The sequence below is a fragment of the Vibrio sp. 99-70-13A1 genome (genome assembly GCF_013114625.1).
Taxonomy (GTDB): domain Bacteria; phylum Pseudomonadota; class Gammaproteobacteria; order Enterobacterales; family Vibrionaceae; genus Vibrio.
This window is the reverse complement of sequence record NZ_VTXD01000011.1, coordinates 73,077-92,811: the sequence shown is the minus strand read 5'-3', so window position 1 is coordinate 92,811 and position 19,735 is coordinate 73,077. Positions and strand designations below refer to the sequence as shown.

The following is a 19,735-nucleotide window of genomic DNA, read 5'->3' as shown; positions in this document are numbered from 1 at the left end:
ATATATAGGGAGTGTGTACAGCCTTATTAGTATCAGAAATGAAAATATTAAGTAAGCGCAGTATGCAATTAGTGAATTAATAATTATCTATTATGGACGAGTGTCTAACTTATATGTAGTAATCGATTACATTTTGTATCAAGATTTTAAGTATGTTGAACTGAGGCGGAGAGAAACCATTATAAAATAAGGGCTGATAGGTAAAAGAGCTTTAAAGTGTAACGTTATTAGTGGTTTTAGCTTGCGGCGCGTCGTCTTATCGATTGTGAATAAACAAGAGTTAGTCGAATAATCTAGTTAAGGCGGTGATAATAATTATTGCCACTGGAGAACAGCATAAAGTTGAATATATTTCCTTACCATTTGTTGATTTATTGAACGCTTTAAAGGGTGTCCAAATTTTATATAACAAGGACTAATACTGAAGTTGTCATTAAGATTATTTGCGAGTTGAGAATCACTTTCATATAAAGTTATACCTTGTTGTGTATATTCATTAACCGTATCTGGAAGTTCCCCCATCCACCAGTGAAGAAGTTCACGGCTATTTTTGCTGCGCCCGATCCAATGGTCACTAATTAAAATAAGTAAATCATTAGGTTGTATTGCGAAGCCATATTCTTGCTGCCAATTTTGAATATCCAACATCAATTTCTTGCGACAGACTTTTCCAGCACTGACCATGTGGTGGGTAATCACCCAAACGGTCCCAATCTCAGATGAGATTCTAAAGTGGTGTGGTGAATCCTTTGACTCATTAGTCTCTAAAGGGCAGATCTCTGAACCATGCTCAAAAGTAAGAAAAGTATGCTGCATTCTTCTAGCAAATGCCTTACCGATATGGTGCTCACTGATTCCTTGGTTATGAACTGTCGGATAGTGTCGCTCACAGAGCTTTAAGCAGTCATCTTGAAACCGATTGACGCTTTGAATGACAAGGTCTAATAACAATGAGCACCCTTATACAAGGTTGTGAAATTGAGAGTTTGTCATAGTACGGTAAATTCATTTCAAATGACTATCATCAAATAGTTACTTCTTGATCTCACTATCAAAAATAAACAATAGCGAGAGTAATTACTTTTGTTACTAGCGATATAGTAAACAGTGTTTTAAATTATTGTAAATAACTTGAGGATTCATGATGGACATTCAATTAGATACCAACCAGAAAAAGGCGTTAACAGATTCATTACAAGCTTACCTGCAAGACGAGCTCGATGTAGAACTTGGTCAATTTGATAGCGAGTTTCTCGTTGATTTCGTAAGTAAGAAGTTTGGCGCCGTTTATTACAACAAAGGTATTGAAGATGCTCAGAAAGTAATGGAAAGAAAGATGTTGGATATTGCGGATGAGTTGTATGAAATTGAGCAAATTGTTGAGATTTAACCTAAGAATAACTTAAGTTGTTCGAAAATTCTGAATAAGTTGATTCATTTCATCCTGTGTCCTTTATGTAAAGCTTGGTAAATAATGTGTAACAAGAAAGGGCACAACGTTAAAGTTAGCCGAAATCATTCCCATTTGTATTAGTGTGGTTATTCATGGAAAACGAAATTAAAAATTATAATGCAGTGGCTCGAGCAATCCACTGGGTTTCAGCTCTTACTATTTTTAGCTTGTTTGGCGTAGGCTTATGGATGGTTGATCTTTCTTACTACAGTGAATGGTACAAGACGGCTCCAGATTTACATCGTTCTGTTGGTATTTTATTAGCAGCAGTAACGCTGATTAGAATTGTTTGGAAAACTGTGACCGCGTCACCTTCTGTTGAGGGTAAACCGTACGAAGTGATCGCAGCTAAACTTGTGCATGGCTTTATGTATATCAATCTATTCGCATTGTTTATTTCAGGCTATTTGATTTCAACATCAGATGGTAGAGGCATAGACGTTTTTAACTTGTTCACCGTTCCTAGTTTAGGTGAGCTATTTAATAATCAATCTGACCTAGCGGGTTCAGTACATTACTACGCAGCTTGGGTGCTGATCATCATGGCATCAGTACATGCTCTAGCGGCAATTAAACATCACATTATCGACAAAGACGATACGTTACGAAAAATGATAGGAGCTTCAAAATGAAAAAATCAATTATCGCTACTGGACTAGCATTCGCAATGGCAATGCCTTTCGCAGCAAATGCAGCCGATTATGTGATTGACACAAAAGGTGCTCACGCATCAGTAAACTTTAAAGTTAGCCACCTAGGTTATAGCTTTATCCAAGGTCGTTTTAACACATTCTCTGGTGATTTTTCTTTTGATGAAAGCAACATTGCAGCATCTAAAGTAAACGTAACTATTGATACAACAAGCCTTGATTCAAACCACGCAGAACGTGATAAGCATATCCGTAGTTCTGACTTCATCAATACAAGTAAATTTAGCGATGCTAAGTTCACAAGTACTAAAGTGGTTGATAAAGGTGACGGCAACTTAGATGTAATGGGTGACTTAACGCTACATGGTGTAACAAAGCCGATTACAATCTCAGCTGAATTTATCGGCGCTGGTCAAGACCCGTGGGGTGGTGAGCGTGCTGGTTTTGTTGGTACAACTCGTCTAGAACTTGCTGACTTCAACATTCCAGTAATGGGCGCTTCAAGCTATGTAGACATGGATCTACATGTTGAAGGTGTAAAGAAGTAATCTAGCTATTGATGATCACTAGCTGGTATCAACTTTGATGCAGTATTAAAAAATGATATGCAGTATTAAAGATAGATACCTAGCCAGAGACAGTTAGAAATAGAGAAAGGCGCAAAGTATTCACTTTGCGCCTTTTTTATTGAGGTAAATGGCAACGCGTGTAGATCTGTTTTGTGTCAAATCTTTTACTACGTTTTAAGCCACCATTTACTTCTAGCCAGTCAACGTTGCCATGACTGATTTCCCTAACTGAATGACTGATCCCTAATCACCCAGCCTTGTTTTAGTAGTCAACTTAGTATTTGTTGACTTGTAACTCGTTAAACTGTTGCTTGCTAATTTATTAGTTGTTGAACATCTGTTAGTTAAGTGGTTCTAGCTAAAGAGTTCAAGCTAAGTAGCTCTAGTTAAGCCGTTTCTAGTTCAGCTTTTGGTACAACGTTTAAGCGGTCACCGTAGATTGGACGAAGTGCTTGCATTACTTCAGTACGAGTAAGAACACCGACCATCGCACCGTTTTCTAATACTGGAAGCATATGTGGTTGGCTCACTTTCATCGCTTTAGCTCGTTCTTCTAAAGAAAGAGAAGTCAGGCGAGTTGCAAACCCCATGCTAGTAGTAGGGTACAGTTGCTCTTTGTCGATACATAGGAACTCAGCTACATCAACTAACTTGTCGTTTGCATCGATTGCTACAACGTCACGGCTCATTAGGTCTACGACTTTCTGGCCTTTCGTTGGGATGTAATCTTGGCACCAAAGGTCAACCATTACGTCGTGTACAGAGAAGATACCAACAAGACGACCTTCAACATCGCAAACAGGAGCGCTAACAAGTTGAGCGTCTAAAAGTGAATCAATTGCCACTGATGTAGGCATTTCTACGCTTAGTGTAATTGGTTGAGTGTTCATGATTTGCTTGATAGTCGTTGTAGTGTTCATAGTGATTTCCTTAACTGACGTAATTTCTGTTGTTTGTGTAATTGCAGTAATTTTTGCTGCTTTAAGTTGTGGGCGACGGTAGATGCTCCAATTGGCTAAGCCGACCAATACCGAACCACCTACAATGTTGCCGATTGTTACTGGCACTAAGTTTGCGGTGACAAATTTCATGATGTTTAGGTCTGCGTACTGGGCTGGTGTTGCGCCAATCTGCATCCAAAAACTTTCTGGTGCGAATGCTTGAATCGTAATGCCTAGTGGAACCATAAACATATTCGCCACACAGTGTTCAAAGCCTGAGCTAACGAACATTGCCACGGGTAATACGGTCATCATTGCTTTAGTCATAGCGTTAGCAGAGCTGAACGTTAGCCAAATCGCTAAGCACACCAACAAGTTACAAAGCACACCCAAAGCAAAAGCTTGTACAGGGCTGTGGTGTAGCTTGTGCTGAGCAATATTTAGAGCATTGAGCCCCCATTGACCGTGGTCTAATTGGTACAAACCAGCGGCAGCGACAAGAGCAAGAAGAAACATTGCTCCAATGAAATTACCGACGTAAACCTTTCCCCAAATAGATAACATCTTGCCAAAAGTAATTTGCTTATTTGCCCATGAGATACTTGATAGAACTGAACTTGTAAAAAGTTCACCACCGCATATCACAATTAAAATAAGCCCCATGCTGAAAGCTATCCCACCGGCTAAGCGGCTAAGTCCCCAACCTGCATCTGCACTACCTGTTGTCACTGTTATGTAGAATAAAAAAGCTAAGCCGATAAAAGCGCCAGCCATAATGGCTAAGCTGATTGTCATCCCGCTTGTTTTATTGGCTTTACTTAATGCAAACTTTTCAGCTTCAGCCATCATTTCTGTCGGTGAAAACAATTGATGATTTTCAGAAGTACTGGCAGCCATACCACCTCCTTGAACAATCCTTCATACTTAATTCCTAGTGTTTAATGATTGAGTGTTTAATGCTTAAGTACTTAATGAGTCTCAAGGTTTAATGAGTCATAAGTGTTTAGTTATTTGTTTTTGCAGACCGTGTTTCCCTGCTGCCAAATTAGATTACGACTGTTGGATGCTTAGGTAAAATTGATAATTTTTAAAATCCTTATCAAATTTATTGATATAGATTTCCCAGAGGGTAAAATGAAATTAATTGCTTACAACGTCAGTTTTATAAAGCGATGGATTCACTAATAATGACAATAAAATTAAGGAAGAAAATTGCGCTATTCACTTAAGCAACTAACGGTCTTTGACGCCGTTGCAGAGTCAGGCAGTGTGAGTCAGGCAGCAGATAAATTAGCTCTTACACAATCGGCGACCAGTATGTCGCTTGCACAACTAGAGAAAATGCTTGGCAGACCTTTATTTGAAAGGCAAGGGAAGCAAATGGCGCTTACCCATTGGGGGATGTGGCTAAGACCCAAAGCAAAGCGTTTATTGCAAGATGCTCAACAAATTGAGATGGGTTTTTATGAGCAGCATCTTCTAAGTGGAGAACTTAAGCTCGGTGCTAGCCAAACACCAGCAGAACACTTAGTTCCCGACCTCATCAGTATTATTGATAACGACTTTCCGGAAATGAGAATTGAGCTTGGAGTGCAAAGTACCCAAGCGGTGATTGAAGGTGTACTTGATTACAAATATGACCTAGGTGTGATTGAAGGGCGTTGTGACGACAACCGAGTCAACCAAGAGGTATGGTGTACTGACCATTTAACCGTTGTGGCATCCGCTCATCACCCGTTTGCGAAGCGAGAAAAGGTCAGTTTAGCTCAGTTAGAGCAAGCCAAATGGGTATTACGTGAACATGGCTCTGGCACTCGAAAAATTTTTGATAGCTCTATTCATAATTTAATATCAGATCTTGATGTATGGCGTGAGTATGAGCACGTTCCAGTTCTTAGAAGTTTGGTTGCGAATGGTCCATACTTAACATGCTTACCATTTTTAGATGTAGAGCGTTTTATTGAATCGGGGCAGTTAGTAACACTAAATGTACCGCAGTTAGAAATGGAAAGAACACTTTCGTTTATTTGGCGTGCTGATATGTCTGAAAATCCACTTGCTGAATGCATAAAGCAAGAAGGTAAACGAATGATGAAAGGAAGGCCATCGGTCCTGTAAGGTTCGAATTTAGACATTCTTCTTAAAAATCCCACCAGAAGTTAGATACCGATATCTGTTGATTAAGCGATATCGGTCTCCTTATTGTGATAAACCCTATCCGTCGTACATTGTTAGTGTGATTTAGATCGCTAGAAAAACTCCATTCTTCACATAATATGCTTACTTGATTTTATATGAGGCTAAACATGCAGTCGCAGAAGCAACTGTAAAACGTTTAGAAATAGTATGAGTACATTAGTCGCAATTTCATTAACAACAGGTATTTTGTCAGGTCTTTGGGGATGGATAGCCATTTCTTTTGGCTTACTCTCGTGGGCTGGTTTTTTAGGGTGCACCAGCTACTTTGCTTCGCCTACTGCCGGGTTTAAGGGGCTATTGAGTAGCTTACTGACAAACATGACAGGCGTATTTTGGGCAATGGTGATTATTCACAGCTCAACATTTGCGGGTCTTGAAATTCTGGGTTATGTGATTACGGCTGTGGTTGCTTTCTTTATGTGTATTCAAGCAAAACAAGCTTGGCTAGGGTACATCCCTGGTACCTTCATTGGTTGTTGTGCAACATTTGCAGCAGCAGGTGATTGGCAACTTGTTGTGCCTTCACTTCTGCTCGGTGGTGTATTTGGATACTTAATGAAAGCGACGGGCTTATGGCTTCATGAGAAATCAAACCAATCTTCTGAATTACCAGAACAACACGCTAAACAAGTAAAGGCTTAAGCACGCGAAAGCTTAAATCAGTTTTTACATCATGTTTTGTTGTACTGTAAAGATTAAGGTTAACCCCCGATTAATTTGTATATTATTTGTATACAGGCACACCACTTGGTGTGCCTTTTTTAATGGGAGCTATAAAAATGAAGCGTTCTAGCAAAGAGCGGTTAACTAAGTATTGCCATTTGCCATCGTGATGACTCGTTTTAGCGTCCACCTAAGGAGTAAAGGAATGCATTCCTGTCCGCGACTTTCGCAATGAGAAACAATGGCTAATGCTAGGTCAGGTTTTGCGTGTTTTTTTAATACTTTCATTACCACTTTTTTAGCCGGAATAGGGTGGTCATAAGGGATCTTGACCATGTCTCTAAAAAAGTGTTCGAACCCATTTGCGTATAAATAATGCTCAATATCCTTATCAGGTAACTCCGTCAGTCGATGTCTTTCTTGATCATGACCTAACTGAGAAATAACCGTTGAAGCGTACTTCTTCCCTGCTGCATCTCCATCTGTTACTACATGCCAATCAATTCCAAACTCCTTAGCGACTTTGATAAGGGCTTTCAAACCGGACTGAGCAAATTCAATGATTTGAACGCCTTCGGCTGCTAGGTTATAACCACATTGATTCGCTAACTCATTGAAAAGCCATACTTCGGTTTCACCTTCCACTAATAACCAACACCTAGCGTATAAAGCACCAGAACGGTGAAAGCGAATATGAAATCCGATTCTACGCAGTTCATCTTTACAGAATTTGTTAGTAGATAGCTGGTTAGCAACAGTTTTGTCTGACTGACGAACTAACCTACGAATAGATTGTAAAGGCACAGCCGCAAGAAGATCACCACTGTTTGTTGTTAAGATCTTTTGCATAGGTAACTTCTGCAATAAACTCCAAGCCCTAGCTAGGTGTGTAGGATGTAAACGACCTTCTGGATCTTCTAGGATCAATAAAGGGCGGGCACAACGTCTTAGATCGGTAGGACCTTTTGCTTGTAAATAGGCATTCAGTAGCCCCATAAATAGCAGTTGAGTTTGTTTGTTTTTCGTTTCTTCTACTATTTGGTGGATACTTTTGTCATTTGCCCCAGATGAATACAACAAGCCGTCTCTTGGTTTACGCGGATTCTTTCTTGTTAAGCTCTTAAATGAAAAATAGTGCTCAATTAAACTTTGCATTGAATTAAGGCTGCTGCGCATTTCACCTTTATTTACATGCCCCGGAATGGCCATTAAACGTCGGCAGGTGTTATCAATTCGCTTTTCAACTCTTGTGTTTCCGTTAGCCTGTCCATTGCCATTGCCATTGCCATTGCCATTACTTTTAGCTGAATGCATGTTAAAAGGGCGCTCAAAGTGTCGAGCATCTCTAAGCCGTATTACTGGGTGAAGCGTCATTAGCTCTTGTGCCAATTTTTCCGAGTGATGAAGTTTAAGAGGGTTCCCCTCTAAATCGAGGAACGCATAATGGGTGGTGGTTTCATATTGCTCAAGCGTGGCACTGATTCGATAATAGATGCGGAAAACACCAAATTCGTCTTGAACCCAAATCGGTTTTAATTTTCGGTATCGACCAGCATTTAGCTCGCTTTTATCATTAGCTTTAAGGGATAGAACAATTTGCAGATGTTGGGATTGCGGGTGAGAAACAGAATAGTCGACATGAAAGTCTGGCATTTCGAAATGATAGGGGATGCCATCTGCGGGTAATACAACGGAAAGTGCATCTAATAACGACGATTTACCCCACGTATTTTCACCTATAAGTGTTGTTAGCTCATCAAAAGCTAAAGACAGACGCTTGATACCACGAAAGCCAGAAATTTCTATTCTTTCTAGTTGCATAGGCTTACTCCTGCTGGTGTGTCTGCTAATTGATTGAAAGCTAACAGATTACTTTCATCATAATAGAAAATTTACAATTAGGTGTATTGCCTTGTCACAAATCAAAAGCTTTTGGCCGAATTCTCTATTAGCTATAGTGAAATATGAGTGAGATTTTTTTGCAGTGTTGTTTCATAAAATTCACGATTCTGTCATGATTCTCGACCTAGTATGAATGGGACAAAGAGAGAACAATATGACTAAAAATAATAAGCCAACAAAAATTGTATTGGCGCACATAAACGACACTCATTCATACTTCGAACCAACCTCATTACAGTTATCACTTAAAGTGAATGAGCGAATCATAGAACCTTATGTCAGTACTGGTGGCTTTGCTCGAATCGCCACACGCTTCAAACAATTAAAAGACGAAGCAACAAGACAAGGCAAAGGTACATTGTTCCTACATGCTGGAGACTGCTTCCAAGGCACGTTGTACTTTTCTTTATTTAAAGGCAAGGCTAATGCCGATTTGTTAAATGCCCTTAATATAGACGCCATGACATTGGGTAATCATGAGTTGGACATGGGTAATGAGCCTGTTGCAATCTTTGCGAAGAAAATCCAATTTCCTTTGTTGGCAGGTAATTGGGATTTATCGAATGAAGATATCAATAAAACTCATACCCTATCTAGCAACCCCATTATCAAGCCTTACATCCCTGAAACTAAGAGTGCGACTTTTATTACCAAAGATTTTGATGGCGAGAAGATTGCAATCTTTGGGTTAAGCATTGATAAAATGGCAGACATTGCCAATCCGGATCTCGATACCCCTTTTATCTCTGCATTGAATACAGCAAAAGCGACGATCGAACAAATTCATCAGCAGGGGATTAATAAAATCATTTTGCTCAGCCATTTAGGCTATGAAGCTGATTTGGACCTCGCGAGTAAAGTTGAAGGGATCAGCGTTATTGTCGGTGGACATAGCCATAGACTACAAGGTGATTTTTCAGGGGTAGGTCTAGCGAAAGACGATGAGTATGGCATCTTAATTGACGGGACTTATGTTGTTCAAGCTGGTTTCCATTCAATGAGCTTAGGTCACTGTGAGATTGAGTTCTCAGCTGAAGGTGAAGTGACCCGTTTTAACGGGAAAAATGAGTTACTGCTAGGTCGCCGATTGTTTTTAGACGCGAAAATGAGTGAAGAAGGCAATGATCAAGCTCACCAATCTGCATGTGACTATTTGCATCAGCACCCAAATATTATTGTGTGTAAGAAAGACTCAGGCATTCAGAGCATTCTTATTGATAAGTATTTACCAAGAGTAAGAAAGCTTCAGCAGCAAGTCATTGCGTCTACAGACAAAAAGCTACGCCATGTACGAGTGCCTGATGAAAAAGGAGCAAGTGAGTTAGCACCTCTTGTTGCGCAATCTTTTCATTACATGATGAATAAGAAAGGCCACCACGCTGAGTTTGCCATTCATAATGCTGGTGGGGTTAGAAACTCACTGAATGCTGGCGATGTCTCTGTGGCAGATATTGCCGGAAAGCTGCTTCCGTTTGCCGTGCCTATCGGTGTTTATACAGTTCTTGGAAGTACGATGATGGCAATGCTAGAGGGGGCAATTAACAATGCAACAGATAATGGCGTAGTTGGAACTGGCGACGGGAGCTTTCCTTATACTCATAATCTCAAATTTTGTTACCACAAAGAATTCCCAATCAATCATAGAATTAGTCACTTAGAGATTTACTCAGAATCGATGGGGTGGCAAAAGGTCATGCCTAATCAAACCTATACAGGCACTTCATCTGCTTACACGATGAAAGGCAAAGAAGGCTATGGTGCAGTGTTAGATATGCTAGATGAAGGCTTGGTTACTAATGTTTCAATGGCAGATTGTTTCATCGAGTTCTTAACCGATCAACCGCAAGCGTTAGGTAACAGCAATGGTTATGACTGTTTAGCCTGCGTTTGTGAAGGGTAATTTACGAAGGCATTCCAGTTTAGATCAACCCTGTTATTTTGAGGCTTTGATTTGAGGCTTTGATTTGAGTCTTTCGGTATGGTTTTTGCTGTATTTTTCTTGACCCTAATAAAGGATATTAGGCTTGGGAGAAATCAGATGTGGAATAAAGATTGGGTAGATGCAGTTGTCGTTGTAGGTTGGGTTTCAGCTTGGTCGGTACTGGTTTATTTTGTACCTATTTCAGGTGTCTAGAATGTTTAGAATACCTGGAATGTTTAGAAGGTTTTGAATACAAGGTTATTATGCCTTTTGTTAGGTCCACCATCTGAATCCTAATGTCATTAACATAAGCTCAGAAACAGCGTTAATGTATAAAAAGTCATAATGATCAATTCTATAGAACTAACATTCTCACTACAGCACAATGACATAAAAGGAGCGAAATGCTCCTTTTGTTTATTTAAGTAAAATTTATATAGACGCCAGAAAATTTGAGGACTACTATCCACTCGTTTGGGGAGTAGTTAGCGCAAGTTTATTTATCGTCATCTCGTTAAGCCAAAGAGCTTATCCGGTAAATAAAAGTGAAATCCCAATTTCACTTCAACGAGACCAACGCAATCAACATTGAGTAACACTGGATCTATACAGTGTTTTTCTTAATTAGTTTTGTTTGCGGAAGGTCTAATGAAAGTCCTTCCGCCCGGAGGGATAATGAACCCAACTGAATCTGTATCATCAATTAGTTCCATCGTTTCAAGCTTTTTTACTTCAAGCTCTGTTACTAGTACTGTCTCTGCTAGCTCTGCTATTTCTAACCCTACAGCCGCAAGCTCTGTGGTATCGGGCAGTGAAGCCGTGTTGCATTCTTCGAATACCGCCGCATACGCTTGTTTCTTCTTGTTAACGCTTGTGCTTGTTGCCATTGATATCTATCAAACACGTGGCGGTAATGTGACGATCAAAAAAGCGAGTATTTGGAGTATTATCTGGATAATGCTTGCCTTTGTCTTTGCTGGCTCTATTTATTTGTTTTGGGATGTCTATGACCCTTCAAGTGATTACTCGCCTCAGAAAGCTTCTATCGCGTTTATAACGGGCTATTTATTAGAGAAATCACTGAGCGTTGATAACTTATTCGTATTTGCGATGATTTTCGGTCAATACCAAGTGCCGGAGCATCTAAGACCAAGAGCGCTGCTATGGGGAGTCATTGGTGCGTTGGTACTACGTGCCATTATGATTGCGGTAGGAGCGCAGTTGCTTGCTCAATACCACTGGGTTCTCTATGTCTTCGCGGCTTTCTTAATTGCAACAGGCGTTAAGCTTGCTCTAGATAAAGGTGAAGACAGCATTAGCCCTTATCCCGAAAAGCTATTGCGTAAAATTATGCCAGTGAGTGAGAGTTTTCATGGTAATTCACTATTGATCAAACAAAGTGGCAAGTGGCTATTAACACCTATGATGTTGGTCATTGGTGCAATTGCAGTGATGGATGTGATGTTCGCGTTGGATTCGATTCCTGCAATTTTTGCAGTGACTCAAGAACCATTCTTAGTTTTAGCGGCGAACGTGTTCGCTCTGCTGGGACTACGATCCCTGTACTTTGTGCTTCAAGGTATGATGGATAAGTTCATCTATTTGAAACCAGCGTTGTCGTTTATTATGGTTTTCATTGGTGTGAAAATGTTGTTGGTCGAAAGCCAATGGGCAATACCGACCTTTGTATCATTAGGGGTTTTAGTTTCAACGATGCTGATTGCAGTTGTGGCATCTGTTTACAGTAAAAAAACGGTCGTTACTTCCTAAGCGGCGTTTTAATCAATATAGCCAGTCATATATTTCTCTTTCTAGTTAAACTATATATGGCTGGCTTTTACTTTCATTTATCAATCAATCAATCAATCCACTTGCTCTCATCTCAAGCCTCTCATCATGATTAAGTTAAATAGTCTCCTATATAGAAACATCTCTGCTAAGTAGAATGGTTGTGTTTCCCATCAATGGTTTGACGAAAGAAACCATCACTTTGTGTGATGTTACTTTTTGATAGATACAGTTATTTTTTATAAAACACACGCAGAAACAGCCCTAGCAATGCTTTATAGTATACAGCCATGATGCATATGGTTTTTACTATATTTTATTTTGGTAAATCGACATAAATTAGTAATAAATATTTCGCTTTGATTTTTTACGTTAACAACAGAATAACTAATCAAAAATTATGGTTGATCGAGAGCTGAAGTGAGTGTTGAAAATATTTTTTGTAAAATTTTTGTGATATTGAGCAGGTGTTAAAGGCGGTTTATTATGCGAAATTCAATAAATAAGCGCGATTTGGAATTTATATTCACTTTTATCGAATGCGTAATCAAATGACTTGTTAATGGTTTGTTTTATTAGAAAAACTAATCTGAATTGGGAGTTTTTGTCATTTCTTAAATGTTATAAAAACACTTAATATTCTTCTCAACGAAACGAATCACACAAACAAATTTATAGAGAGGCAATCATGGCTCAAGCAATTCAAATGAATACTATCGCTGTTCCAAACTCTATGGATAAGAAAACCTACTCGGTTAACTTCAAAGGACTGATTGCTCACATTCTAGATATCTTATTTGTAGATAACGCTCCAAAAAGCTACTACGCAAATGACCTATCTGGGCACATGCAGAAAGATATCGGTATGTACCGTTAATTTTCGCAAATGAATAATAAACGCCAGCTAATATAGCTGGCGTTTTTGTATCTGAAAGAAAATCACCATCAATGCGGTCTTGTAGAATAGGGTTTCACTTTCTATAGGCTGTCCACATGCTTCGAATCATTCCTTATTTTTTTGCGGCTAACATTTTAGTTGCGATCCCTTCTTCTGCTGTTGCTCAAACATGGCAACATCAAGGCAAACCCGCCCAAGTTATTGAGCTGTTTACATCCGAAGGCTGCTCTAGTTGCCCTCCCGCCGATCAATACCTAAGTGAGTTTCAAGATAAAAAAACACTTTGGCAGGAATACATCCCCGTTGCCTACCATGTCGACTATTGGAATTATCTCGGCTGGGAAGATAAGTTTGCCAGTGCAGCATTTAGCCAGAAACAACGCTTATATAAAGCTTATGGTGTAACTAGTGGCGTCTATACTCCGGGTTTTATTGTAGATGGAAGTGAGTGGCGTGGTTACTTCAATTGGCTAGAGCGATCGTTACCGGAATCCGCAGGTAATGAACGTCCATTATTGGAACTCGAGAAGCAGGGCGATGAGTATTCTATTCTTTATGAGAAGAGGGGCGAGTACATTGCTCATATTATTTTGCTTGCGATGGATGAAGTCACTCAAGTGAAAGCCGGTGAGAATAAAGGCAAATTGCTAGAGCATGACTTTGTGGTGCTGTATGAAGGGAATATGAAAGCCTCATCAAAATGGCACTTTACTATTCCTGAAAGGCACTTAGTGGCTAAAGCCGATGCCGTAGCCGTGTGGCTAACCAAACCGGGCTCTTTCAAACCAGAGCAAACTGTTGCCGGCTGGATTAAGCCTTAATTATCAATAGGTAGTAGCTTGATTGTTTAGTTTGCTTAGGAAATGCAATTTAACTCACTCATCAAGCCATAAATACGTTAAAATACGCCGCTATTATCTTAGCTCTGAGCCTTTATATTCATGACTACCGCTAAAACGCCAAACAACTTTACTGAACTTGGTCTTATCTCTCCACTGTTAGCTCGATTAAACGAGTTGGAATATCAACAACCAACTCCTATTCAAGCACAAGTCATCCCAAGTGTATTAACTGGTCGTGACTTAATTGCTGGGGCAAATACAGGTTCTGGTAAAACTGCTGCTTTTGCTCTCCCTTTATTGCAAGAGTTGTATACCAATAAGCGTGAAGGTGTTCAGTCTGGTAGCAAACACGGCAAAGGTAACTTTGTTTCAAACCTAATCCTTGTTCCTACCCGTGAATTAGCAAAACAAGTTGCTGACAGCGTGAAGTCTTACGCTACGCATTTTAATGGTGCAATTAAAACGGTTTGTGTATTTGGTGGCGTATCGGCAAATACACAAATGCTGGCTCTACGTGGTGGTGCGGACATTCTGGTTGCGACTCCTGGTCGTCTACTTGACCTTATTTCAAGTAATGCGGTTAAGCTGGATAAAGTGAATACGCTGGTTCTTGATGAAGCCGACAGAATGCTTAGCCTAGGATTCACTGAAGAGCTATCTGAATTACTGGCTTTATTGCCTAAACAAAAACAAACATTGCTGTTTTCTGCAACTTTCCCAGAACAGGTACAAGCGCTTACTCAAGAGCTATTGAATGATCCTGTCGAAGTACAGCTTCAAAGTAATGATGCATCAACTCTGGTTCAGCGTGTGTTTACTGTAGATAAAGGTAAGAAAACGGCGCTACTTGCACACTTGATCAAAAAGCACGAATGGCGCCAAGCGCTGATCTTTGTAAATGCTAAGAATAGCTGTGAACACTTGGCTGATAAGCTTTACAAGCGAGGCATTATTGCTGAAGTATTCCACGGTGATAAAGGTCAGGGCGCGCGTACTCGTATTCTTGAAGATTTCAAGTCAGGTGAAATTGATGTACTGATTGCGACAGATATCGCTGCTCGTGGTTTAGATATCGAAAAGCTACCTGTTGTTATCAACTTTGATTTACCCAGAAGTCCTTCAGATTACATGCACCGTATCGGTCGAAGTGGACGTGCTGGCGAGGTCGGTTTAGCTTTGTCATTGATTGATTACGAAGATTACCATCACTTCAAAGTGATCGAGAAGAAGAACAAGATTCGACTAGAGCGTGAGCAAGTTGAAGGCTTTGAAGTTGATGAAGAAGCGACAAAAGAACTACTAGAGGCAATCAAGCCAGTAGCGAAACCGGCTGGAACGGGTAAGAAGAAGCGTAAAAAAGCGCTATCAAACCATGACATTTGGCTAAGAGATTACTAAAGTCTCTAGAATTAAAACGAAAGGCGCTGTTGAGCGCCTTTTTTGATCCTCCGATAAAGCTGAGCAATTACAGATTATGTTGTGGCTTGGTTGACTCAGCAATGGCTTGACTGATTTAGTAATGGCTTAATTGATTTAGCAGCGACGTAGATGGTTTAGCAGAGAAACATTTAAAGCCATGCTTGTAAAAAATCCAGGAAACATACTCGCTAAGGAAGCCGTTAATCATTAATATATCGGCTGAATTTACTCAATGAAGTTGTATATTATGTCATTTCCACCATGCCCTAATTGCCAGTCTGAATATGTATACCAAGATCAAACCCACCTTGTGTGCCCTGAATGTGCCTATGAATGGAATCCATCTGAAGTTGAAGACGTTTTCACTGTGCATGATGTGAATGGGAAAGTTTTAGAGCAAGGCGACAAAGTCACTTTGGTAAAAGATTTAAAAGTAAAAGGCAGCTCTACAAATCTAAAAATTGGTACGAAAGCTGTTATCAAACGTATCATTGAAGGAAAAGACCACCAGCTTGATTGTAAGCTTGATGGAGCAGGCGAAATGCTCGTTACCGCTAAGTACGTGAAAAAAGCGTAGTTCATTAGAACTATGAATATTAGTCGCTCATTAGTGCCATTATTTTTTTGCTCATTCATTCCACTAATTTAACCGCTTAATAATACTTATTTATAACCGTCAAAGGTGCCTGTTCTCATGGAAGAAAGAAGTCAGAGTTATCTAGATAAATATTTAAAGTCATTAGCCCCAGAAGTGGCGAGTCAGTATACCTCCTTCAGTGCCGACTATTACTGTGCCGATGAATATAATGCCAATGTATGTGCGGCTCTCATCCTTCGAGGAGAGAAGCAAGCTTCATGCAGCTTGGACTACTGGTACAGTCATGAAGGTGAACAAATGCCAGAAGTCGGGCACTTACAAGTCGTTACGAATTGGAATGGTGATCCAATATGCATCGTAGAAATCACTTCAGTATCTAAATGCAAATATAAAGATGTTACTCCTGAATTTGCAGCGTCAGAAGGCGAAGGTGATAAGACTTTGGCTTGGTGGCGTGATGCTCATTGGCGTTTTTTCTCACAGGAATGTGAAGAATTAGCCATGGAACCAAGTGACGATATGCTGCTAGTTTTAGAGCGCTTTAAAGTTGTTTGTAAGTAAAGTCATTACATAAAAACACTGTTCAAAATTAAGCTTGTTAGTTACCATTTATAAATTGTATGAATAGTAACTAGGAAGTCATGAATGAAAGCGTTAATACTGCTTAGTGTATGCTTTTCAGCTAATGCCATCAGTGCTGGTGGCAGTTCTCATCTTGTTGAAGACGTTGAAAGAGATATCCATGAAATAAATCTCATTAATCATGAGGCTAGTTCCATTCCGGCCAGTACTCACGGCGATGAAGCAAATACTGATTCTCGGGTCTCTCAACTACCAGGATATAAACCTACTAATATAGAGCCTCAAATAGATACACAAACAGTGTGTGAAAGTTTAGTTTGTGAATCCATAAAACAAGCCGAATCGGTACCTGTTATCGGGGATGTGCCAAAACGTGAAGGTAATAAAACACTAGAAGCGCTAACCAGCGCTATTTATATTGCTGGTGAAGTGGGGCTAGCTGACAACCATGCTGAACCTGATCCTGAAATAGATGTGCTCGATTAAAGTGGATAAACGCCAACCTGAATGACCTTTACCTTGCAATCTCAGTATCGGCAGCCAGTGCTTATCACTATTACCCAACATTCAAGTACTCGCAGCGACTACTTATTAGCTTGATATGAAATCAATTTGTATATAAAACGCTCGACTTATATCTGTTAGGTTAGCTTTTTCTTAGATTTGACATTTAACTGTGTATTTATACAGTATTTATTGAGGTCAGATTACATCACATGTAATCTAGAGTTTTTTCGAATAGGAATTGACCAATGCGCAGATCGCTACAAAACAAAATCATCGAAGTTTGTACTAAAAAGATTGAGCAAAAAGGGGATACCGTAGGTGTTTCATTCTATGCTTTTTTTGTAAATAAGAATGATGATCCTGAGCTTTTAATGGAAGCTGCAACATGGTGGATTCAAAAGCATCAATTAAATCACTTTGAGAAAGCCAAGAAGATAGTAGAAATGGTGCAATCTGAGCTTTGAAAACAATTTAACTGAGGAATCTAGAGTCTTCTAAGAAAATCTATTCTGAGATCACTTGAGCGCAAGCCTTGTATTGACTACAATGACGCACTTTTATATACACACTAGGTCATGAAAATGAGCGATACTAATTCAAAGCCAGCTTTACCAGATCATCTTGCTGGTAACCCTCGTAGCCCGCACCATGTTGCTGAATGTTTCGAATACCCAATTGGCATCCGCCTAAACGGTAAAGAGCGCACGGATGTTGAGGAATACTGCATCAGTGAAGGTTGGGTAAAAATCCCTTCACCTAAAGCTTTAGATCGTCGTGGACAACCAATCCTAATTACGTTGAAAGGCACAGTAGAAGCTTTCTACATCTAAGCTTTTACAATTTAGTTTTTATAGATCTGCTTTTATAGATATAAGCTTTTACGCTTATGCCTTGGCGTCTTAATATCAACGTGTAGTGCTTATCTCATAAGTTATTGCACGTTGCTTTTATCTCTCTCAGCTACCCTCATATTTCATCATTTCCCTTATCCATGTTCCTTGTTGATCATTCAACCACTCGTTCGATCTTTGTATCTTTTCAACCTATTTGAGATTCTTGCTACAGCAATTACGATCTATAACTTTTTCTATGGTTATCAAATTCTTTATCAGTGATCTGAAAGTATTTAACATCTCAAAATCATTGGTATAATTTGCCAAATAAAATTCAGTTTAGAGCTTAAAATGAGAAAGAAGTACACAACAGAAGGCAAGTCACAGCCTAAGAAAGGCAAGGTGAGTTATCCCAAGTTAATATTGTGCGAAACTTGTGTGCGTGAGTTCATCGTGATCAGTGAAGGTGATAGAACTTATGAGCCCTGTGAAAAGTGTGGTGCTGACAGCTAACTAGCTGATAGTTAGATCGACCTGACGGTTAGCGGTAAGTGACTGTCGGAGATAGTTGCACTTCAGACAAACTAATATTCAATGCTAGAGGTATTATGCACGTTCGTTTAATGACTGAATCCGATCTTATAGAGACGGCATCAGTACACCAAGCGGCATTTTCAAGGCAAAGAATGTCTTATGAATGGCTGCTATGTAATTTAAATGCATTTCCTAGATTTCTATCTTATGTCATCGAAATTGAATCAAACATCGTTGGTTATATTGTTTGGTCTCAAAAGAGTGGTTTTCGAACGGAAGCAGTACTTGAACTGGAGCAATTAGCCGTATTACCTAATCAACAAGGTAAAGGTTATGGAAGGAAGTTGATTGAGAAATCCTTCCTCTTGGTTGAAGAACAACTTCAATCAGTCGGTTCAGTGATAAAGCATGCTTTAGTGTCAACGAGAGCGGATAATAAAGCCCAACAATTGTACGCAAATGTCTTGGGTGCAGAAGTAGAAGTGACCATTTCAAACTTATATTCCGCGGACGAAGTCTTAATGATTGCACGTAATGTCAGTACTAAAATTAATCGTGAAGTGACCGATGAAGAGGCTACAAAATGAAGTTTATTTGGTTAAAAGTTATCATTTCTATTTTGGTGTTTGTCGGTTTGTTCGGAGTAGTGTATTACAAAGTGGCAAGTGGAATTAGCTAATAGTTGTACTCTTGGTATTCAACATAAGAGCTAATGCTTTGAGAGACAATTTGTCTTTCTGTTTAGATACTCAAGACTTATTAAAATAGTTATCTTTAAATATGAAAAAGGCGCTTATCAAGCGCCTTTTTACAATCTAGAATTTAAGTTTTAATGATTTTATCGAAAAATCAAAAGCTAAAATTACTTCTTACGGCAGAATTCAGCAATAACGTACATTGATTGTCCGCCATTGGTTTTACCTGAAACCAGTTTTGGATCATCACCAACGCTGATACCGCGAATAACAGTACCTTGCTTAATTACTTGGTTTGTACCTTTAACTGGCAAGTCTTTAATTACTGTTACGTCGTCACCTTTCTTAAGCTCTACGCCATTCACATCGAAAGGTTTGTCGTCTGCAGACATACCGATTTGTGCCCAAACAGATGTTTCTTCTTCAAGGTACATCATGTCTAGCAAGTCTTGAGCCCAGCTTTCAGCATTTAGACGAGTCAATTGACGCCAAGCCGTTACTTGTACCGGAGCTTCTTGGCTCCACATGCTGTCGTTTAGACAACGCCAGTGGTTAATATCTTTTGGGTCATCAATCTCACCAAGGCACTTATCACACACCATGATGCCGTGATCCACAGTTACGTGGCTATGTGGTGGTACTGCGTATGCAGTTAGTTGAGAATCAGAACCACACAGTTCACATTTAGATTGGCAGCGTTCTAGCATAGTTGCTTCAGAAGACATAATGGACTCACATTTA

Annotated in this window: 20 protein-coding genes and 1 pseudogene; 17 read left to right on the top strand and 4 right to left on the bottom strand. The window is 39.6% G+C overall.

Annotated elements, in window-relative coordinates; genetic code table 11:
- Positions 1–315: 315 nt before the first annotated feature.
- A complete protein-coding gene (locus tag F0226_RS09580; protein ID WP_171735436.1) occupies positions 316–951 on the bottom strand; it encodes a hypothetical protein in 636 nt (211 codons plus the stop codon).
- Between the two features lie 193 nt (positions 952–1,144).
- Here F0226_RS09580 and F0226_RS09575 point away from each other — a divergent pair, with 193 nt between their 5' ends.
- From F0226_RS09575 to F0226_RS09565, 3 genes are all read left to right on the top strand, one after another.
- On the top strand, positions 1,145–1,390 hold the full coding sequence (locus F0226_RS09575; protein WP_171735441.1) for a DUF2164 domain-containing protein: 246 nt from the start codon (positions 1,145–1,147) through the stop codon (positions 1,388–1,390).
- 155 nt (positions 1,391–1,545) lie between these two features.
- Positions 1,546–2,085: a cytochrome b gene (locus F0226_RS09570; protein WP_171735435.1), complete on the top strand. Its 540-nt coding sequence runs from the start codon at positions 1,546–1,548 to the stop codon at positions 2,083–2,085.
- Positions 2,082–2,651, top strand: a complete 570-nt coding sequence (locus tag F0226_RS09565; RefSeq protein WP_171735434.1) for a YceI family protein — start codon at positions 2,082–2,084, stop codon at positions 2,649–2,651. Before F0226_RS09570 ends, F0226_RS09565 begins: the two co-directional genes overlap by 4 nt.
- A 407-nt stretch (positions 2,652–3,058) precedes the next feature.
- Here F0226_RS09565 and focA read toward each other — a convergent pair whose 3' ends face one another.
- Positions 3,059–4,510, bottom strand: coding sequence for a formate transporter FocA (gene focA / locus F0226_RS09560; protein WP_171735433.1), 1,452 nt, complete (start codon positions 4,508–4,510; stop codon positions 3,059–3,061).
- A 315-nt stretch (positions 4,511–4,825) separates the two neighbouring features.
- Here focA and F0226_RS09555 point away from each other — a divergent pair, with 315 nt between their 5' ends.
- Positions 4,826–5,731, top strand: coding sequence for a LysR substrate-binding domain-containing protein (locus tag F0226_RS09555; RefSeq protein WP_171735432.1), 906 nt, complete (start codon positions 4,826–4,828; stop codon positions 5,729–5,731).
- Between the two features lie 228 nt (positions 5,732–5,959).
- A complete protein-coding gene (locus F0226_RS09550; protein ID WP_171735431.1) occupies positions 5,960–6,454 on the top strand; it encodes a DUF1097 domain-containing protein in 495 nt (164 codons plus the stop codon).
- A 165-nt stretch (positions 6,455–6,619) separates the two neighbouring features.
- On the opposite strand, the gene F0226_RS09545 is transcribed toward F0226_RS09550, so the two are convergent.
- Positions 6,620–8,296, bottom strand: coding sequence for an ATP-dependent endonuclease (locus F0226_RS09545; RefSeq protein ID WP_171735430.1), 1,677 nt, complete (start codon positions 8,294–8,296; stop codon positions 6,620–6,622).
- A 235-nt stretch (positions 8,297–8,531) separates the two neighbouring features.
- On the opposite strand from F0226_RS09545, the gene F0226_RS09540 reads away from it, so the two are divergent.
- From F0226_RS09540 to F0226_RS09485, 12 genes and pseudogenes are all read left to right on the top strand, one after another.
- Positions 8,532–10,277, top strand: coding sequence for a bifunctional UDP-sugar hydrolase/5'-nucleotidase (locus tag F0226_RS09540; RefSeq protein ID WP_171735429.1), 1,746 nt, complete (start codon positions 8,532–8,534; stop codon positions 10,275–10,277).
- 867 nt (positions 10,278–11,144) lie between these two features.
- Positions 11,145–12,068 (top strand): annotated as a pseudogene (locus F0226_RS09535) (TerC/Alx family metal homeostasis membrane protein); the annotation flags it as partial.
- Between the two features lie 706 nt (positions 12,069–12,774).
- Complete coding sequence (locus F0226_RS09530) at positions 12,775–12,963, top strand: hypothetical protein (protein WP_137374187.1); 189 nt, start codon at positions 12,775–12,777, stop codon at positions 12,961–12,963.
- A gap of 116 nt (positions 12,964–13,079) precedes the next feature.
- Positions 13,080–13,805 (top strand): DUF1223 domain-containing protein, encoded by a 726-nt coding sequence (locus tag F0226_RS09525; protein ID WP_171735428.1) that lies wholly within the window; start codon positions 13,080–13,082, stop codon positions 13,803–13,805.
- A gap of 120 nt (positions 13,806–13,925) precedes the next feature.
- A complete protein-coding gene (locus tag F0226_RS09520) occupies positions 13,926–15,224 on the top strand; it encodes a DEAD/DEAH box helicase (RefSeq protein ID WP_171735427.1) in 1,299 nt (432 codons plus the stop codon).
- 268 nt (positions 15,225–15,492) lie between these two features.
- The gene (locus F0226_RS09515; protein WP_171735426.1) at positions 15,493–15,822 is read left to right on the top strand and encodes a zinc ribbon domain-containing protein YjdM; all 330 of its coding nucleotides are present in this window, start codon (positions 15,493–15,495) and stop codon (positions 15,820–15,822) included.
- Between the two features lie 117 nt (positions 15,823–15,939).
- A complete protein-coding gene (locus F0226_RS09510; RefSeq protein WP_171735425.1) occupies positions 15,940–16,404 on the top strand; it encodes an ASCH domain-containing protein in 465 nt (154 codons plus the stop codon).
- A gap of 84 nt (positions 16,405–16,488) precedes the next feature.
- Entirely contained in the window at positions 16,489–16,911 is a 423-nt protein-coding gene (locus F0226_RS09505) for a hypothetical protein (protein ID WP_171735424.1), read from the top strand.
- 266 nt (positions 16,912–17,177) lie between these two features.
- The gene (locus F0226_RS09500) at positions 17,178–17,396 is read left to right on the top strand and encodes a DUF6500 family protein (RefSeq protein ID WP_171735423.1); all 219 of its coding nucleotides are present in this window, start codon (positions 17,178–17,180) and stop codon (positions 17,394–17,396) included.
- Between the two features lie 117 nt (positions 17,397–17,513).
- Positions 17,514–17,762 carry a DUF3297 family protein gene (locus F0226_RS09495; RefSeq protein WP_137374194.1) on the top strand — a complete coding sequence of 83 codons (249 nt, stop codon included), beginning with the start codon at positions 17,514–17,516 and terminating at the stop codon, positions 17,760–17,762.
- A gap of 354 nt (positions 17,763–18,116) precedes the next feature.
- Positions 18,117–18,278, top strand: a complete 162-nt coding sequence (locus F0226_RS09490; RefSeq protein WP_171735422.1) for a hypothetical protein — start codon at positions 18,117–18,119, stop codon at positions 18,276–18,278.
- A 110-nt stretch (positions 18,279–18,388) separates the two neighbouring features.
- Positions 18,389–18,886: a GNAT family N-acetyltransferase gene (locus tag F0226_RS09485; RefSeq protein ID WP_171735439.1), complete on the top strand. Its 498-nt coding sequence runs from the start codon at positions 18,389–18,391 to the stop codon at positions 18,884–18,886.
- Positions 18,887–19,161: 275 nt separating this feature from the next.
- Here F0226_RS09485 and F0226_RS09480 read toward each other — a convergent pair whose 3' ends face one another.
- Positions 19,162–19,719, bottom strand: coding sequence for a PhnA domain-containing protein (locus tag F0226_RS09480; protein WP_171735421.1), 558 nt, complete (start codon positions 19,717–19,719; stop codon positions 19,162–19,164).
- Positions 19,720–19,735: the final 16 nt, after the last annotated feature.

Bases quoted from the DNA above. Each gene is read 5' to 3' on its own strand.
- F0226_RS09515 (WP_171735426.1), top strand. From the start codon at position 15,493: ATGTCATTTCCACCATGCCCTAATTGCCAGTCTGAATATGTATACCAA.
- F0226_RS09505 (WP_171735424.1), top strand. From the start codon at position 16,489: ATGAAAGCGTTAATACTGCTTAGTGTATGCTTTTCAGCTAATGCCATC.
- F0226_RS09480 (WP_171735421.1), bottom strand. From the start codon at position 19,719: ATGTCTTCTGAAGCAACTATGCTAGAACGCTGCCAATCTAAATGTGAA.
- F0226_RS09530 (WP_137374187.1), top strand. From the start codon at position 12,775: ATGGCTCAAGCAATTCAAATGAATACTATCGCTGTTCCAAACTCTATG.
- F0226_RS09510 (WP_171735425.1), top strand. From the start codon at position 15,940: ATGGAAGAAAGAAGTCAGAGTTATCTAGATAAATATTTAAAGTCATTA.
- F0226_RS09565 (WP_171735434.1), top strand. From the start codon at position 2,082: ATGAAAAAATCAATTATCGCTACTGGACTAGCATTCGCAATGGCAATG.
- F0226_RS09520 (WP_171735427.1), top strand. From the start codon at position 13,926: ATGACTACCGCTAAAACGCCAAACAACTTTACTGAACTTGGTCTTATC.
- F0226_RS09495 (WP_137374194.1), top strand. From the start codon at position 17,514: ATGAGCGATACTAATTCAAAGCCAGCTTTACCAGATCATCTTGCTGGT.
- F0226_RS09570 (WP_171735435.1), top strand. From the start codon at position 1,546: ATGGAAAACGAAATTAAAAATTATAATGCAGTGGCTCGAGCAATCCAC.
- F0226_RS09490 (WP_171735422.1), top strand. From the start codon at position 18,117: ATGAGAAAGAAGTACACAACAGAAGGCAAGTCACAGCCTAAGAAAGGC.
- F0226_RS09575 (WP_171735441.1), top strand. From the start codon at position 1,145: ATGGACATTCAATTAGATACCAACCAGAAAAAGGCGTTAACAGATTCA.
- F0226_RS09545 (WP_171735430.1), bottom strand. From the start codon at position 8,296: ATGCAACTAGAAAGAATAGAAATTTCTGGCTTTCGTGGTATCAAGCGT.
- F0226_RS09500 (WP_171735423.1), top strand. From the start codon at position 17,178: ATGCGCAGATCGCTACAAAACAAAATCATCGAAGTTTGTACTAAAAAG.
- F0226_RS09525 (WP_171735428.1), top strand. From the start codon at position 13,080: ATGCTTCGAATCATTCCTTATTTTTTTGCGGCTAACATTTTAGTTGCG.
- F0226_RS09550 (WP_171735431.1), top strand. From the start codon at position 5,960: ATGAGTACATTAGTCGCAATTTCATTAACAACAGGTATTTTGTCAGGT.
- F0226_RS09540 (WP_171735429.1), top strand. From the start codon at position 8,532: ATGACTAAAAATAATAAGCCAACAAAAATTGTATTGGCGCACATAAAC.
- F0226_RS09485 (WP_171735439.1), top strand. From the start codon at position 18,389: ATGACTGAATCCGATCTTATAGAGACGGCATCAGTACACCAAGCGGCA.
- focA (WP_171735433.1), bottom strand. From the start codon at position 4,510: ATGGCTGCCAGTACTTCTGAAAATCATCAATTGTTTTCACCGACAGAA.